The organism is Desulfuromonadales bacterium (assembly GCA_035620395.1).
Classification (GTDB): Bacteria; Desulfobacterota; Desulfuromonadia; order Desulfuromonadales; family DASPGW01; genus DASPGW01.
In genome coordinates, this window is sequence record DASPGW010000290.1 from 1 (window position 1) to 2945 (window position 2945).

4 protein-coding genes are annotated in these 2945 nt (G+C 62.6%); 3 read left to right on the top strand and 1 reads right to left on the bottom strand.

All coding sequences use genetic code 11. The features are described from left to right. The first annotated feature begins 389 nt into the window (after positions 1-389). The 3 genes from VD811_15850 (at position 390) to VD811_15860 (ending at position 2207) form a co-directional block, all read left to right on the top strand. The gene (locus tag VD811_15850) at positions 390-1001 is read left to right on the top strand and encodes a DedA family protein (protein HXV22457.1); all 612 of its coding nucleotides are present in this window, start codon (positions 390-392) and stop codon (positions 999-1001) included. Further along, on the top strand, positions 998-1897 hold the full coding sequence (locus VD811_15855; protein ID HXV22458.1) for a serine hydrolase: 900 nt from the start codon (positions 998-1000) through the stop codon (positions 1895-1897). The genes VD811_15850 and VD811_15855 overlap by 4 nt, the downstream gene beginning before the upstream one ends. A gap of 91 nt (positions 1898-1988) precedes the next feature. After that, the gene (locus tag VD811_15860) at positions 1989-2207 is read left to right on the top strand and encodes a hypothetical protein (GenBank protein ID HXV22459.1); all 219 of its coding nucleotides are present in this window, start codon (positions 1989-1991) and stop codon (positions 2205-2207) included. 91 nt (positions 2208-2298) lie between these two features. On the opposite strand, the gene VD811_15865 is transcribed toward VD811_15860, so the two are convergent. Next, the coding region (locus tag VD811_15865; protein ID HXV22460.1) for an MFS transporter at positions 2299-2945 on the bottom strand (647 nt) is incomplete at its 5' end.

Genomic DNA, 2945 nt, shown 5'->3' on the forward strand with positions numbered 1-2945 from the left:
CATTCGACCAGCTACATGAGCAGTTTTTGAGTAAAAATTAAAAAGAAGCCTAACAACTTAATCAACAGAGCGGAAAATACGTCTGTGCATAATTGAAAAAAAGCCAAATATTCGGTTGGTCATGCAAGTTCGCGTCGCCGCCGGTTATCGCAATCCGTTGAGGCTGTAGAAAAACCCCGAATTTAGACAGAATGTGGGCAATTTTGCCCCTCCGCCTCCCCGCCCTCGCCCCCCTCTGGCCGGCGAATACGGCGATGACCACGACCTTCCTCGGCGGCACCTGCCATGTGCCGCGCACCTCCGACTACTCCCCGCAACAAGTCCATCTGGCCCTGCCGCCCGCCTTGCGCTAGAATGAGGCATATCCCGCGGTCGAGGAATCCCTCTGCATGCATGACCTGATTGTCTGGCTTGTCGATTTCTTCGAAACTATGGGCTACCCCGGCATCTTTTTGCTGATGGCCATGGAGGGGTCGATCTTTCCCATGCCGAGCGAACTGGTGATTCCCCGCGCCGGCTACCTGGCGCAGCAGGGAGAGATGAACCTGCTTGCCGTCATCGCCGCCGGCACCGCCGGGAGCCTGGCCGGCGCCTACCTCAACTACTTTGCCTCCCGCCACCTCGGCCGGCCGCTGCTGCTGCGGTACGGCCGCTACTTCTGCATCAGCGAGAAGCGGTTCGCCAGCGCCGAGCGCTTCTTTCTGGAGCACGGCGAAATCTCCACCTTCATCGGCCGGCTGCTGCCGGTGGTGCGTCATCTCATCTCGGTGCCGGCCGGACTGTCGGGAATGAACCACTGGAAGTTCTCCCTCTACACCCTGCTCGGTTCCGGTCTCTGGGTGACGATCCTCGCCGGACTCGGCTACTGGATCGGCGAGGAAGAGGAGTTGCTCGCCCGCTACTCCCGCGAGGCGTTGATCGTCGTGGCCGTTTTCTGCGCCCTGCTCACGGGACTCTACGTCTGGCGCCACCGCCGTCGCCGTTCGGCCGGGCGGCAATGAAGATGCGATCTCCAGCCGGTATGCTGCTTTTTCTGGTCTTTCTCTCACTGCAGGCCTGCGCTCCGCCGAACTACCCCTCCCTGTGGAAAAGCCGCGACGCGAAGCTGCACAAGACCTTTGTCGACGCCCTGAGAAGAGAGTTCAAGGGAGATTTCTGGCAGGGGATCGCCGAGAAGCGGATCGGCATCGTGCTGGTCGACATCACCGACTTGAAGCGCCCTCGGGTCGCCGAATTCAACGGCGATGACATGCTCTATGCCGCGAGCCTGCCGAAGATCGCCATCCTGCTCGGCGCCCTGGTCGAGGTCGAGCGCGGGAAGCTGGAGCTGGATGATGAACTGCGGGCCGCCCTGACCCGCATGATCCGCGAATCGTCGAACGAGGATGCCACCGTGGTTCTGAACCGGGTCGGCTTCGAGAACCTGGCGAAGATTCTCCGGTCCAGGCGCTACCGGCTCTACGACCCGGCCCACAACGGCGGGCTGTGGGTCGGCCAGGACTACGGGGGAGGGAAGGCGTGGCGGCGCGACCCGCTGCACGACATCTCGCACGGCGCGACCGCCATGCAGACCGCCCGGTTCTACTACCTGGCGGTCACCGGGCGGCTGCTGGAGCCGCGCCAGAATGATGCGCTGCTCGAGATTCTCTCCCGCCCGGCCATCGAGCACAAGTTCGTCAAGGGGTTGGAGGCGGCGAACCCGGAAGCGACGATCTACCGCAAATCGGGGACCTGGAGGCATTACCACGCTGACAGCGGCATCGTCGTCGCCGACAACTACAGCTATATCATCGTTGCCATCACCCGGGACCCCCGGGGGGAGAAGGTGTTGGAGAGGCTGATCGTTGCCGTCGAGGAGACGATGCGGCGCCGGCACGGGGAACAGGCGGAGCATTGACATCATCGCGGGCAGGAGGGGGAAGATGACCTGGAGGCGAAGGATAACAATGAAACGCAATCAGCCAGACAGCGGATCCTCGCGAAGCGGCATGGGTCCGTTCACCAGAGCGCTCCTGTTCTTCTTCGCGGGAACCTGCTTTTTCTTTATCAACAGCCATGTCGCCGACCGTTTGGCCTCTCTCCTTCTTGCGGTCGGCGGTTCGATTCTTTTCGTGACCGGCTTCGTCCTCGCCAGCCTGGGGAAGGCCCGGCACTGGCGCGACGTCGCTGCCAAGCAGAAAGAGGCGGCGGACAAAGAGGACCGCTGATGGCCGACGCCGCCGTTGATCCGGCATGCCGAAAAAGAAAAGCCCCGCCGGGCGGCGGGGCTGACAGGATGACGGTTGGCGGGCGAGGAAATCAGTCGATTTTCTGCAGCACCAGGTTCCCTTCCTCGTAGGCCGCCGGTACGGTGGCTTCCCTGGCCGCGGCTGCCTTGGGCTGACGCAGGGAGAGGCTGAGCATGGCGCCGACCAGCAGCAGTACGCCGGCCGCGACGAAGGAAACGGTGAAGCTGTCGAACTTGGCGTTAAGGGCCTGGGATACCTTGACCAGGACGAAGGCGCCGACCCCCCAGGCGGAGAAGAGCACGCCGTAGTTCATGCCGTAGTTCTTCGTCCCCCAGTAGTCCTTGGCGAAGGAGGGGAAGAGCGAGAGATTCGAACCGTAGTTGAAACCGATGAAGGTCGCCAGCAGGGTGACCACGATGGCGTTCGCGTCACTGCTGCCGACCACCGGGATGGCGACGAACATCAGGATCGCCTGGAAGAGGAGCATGATGGTCAGGGTGGCGCCGCGGCCAATCTTGTCGGAGAGGATGCCGGCGATGATGCGGCCGCCAGCGTTGCCGATCGCCATGACCGCGACGGCGATGAAGGCATATTCGCCCATGCTCTTCTTGGCGATGCCGGCGATGCTGCCGATGACCATGAGTCCGGCTCCGGCGCCGATGAAGAAGGTGGCCCAGAGGGTATAGAGCCGGCCATCACGCAGCACTTCGCGCGGGG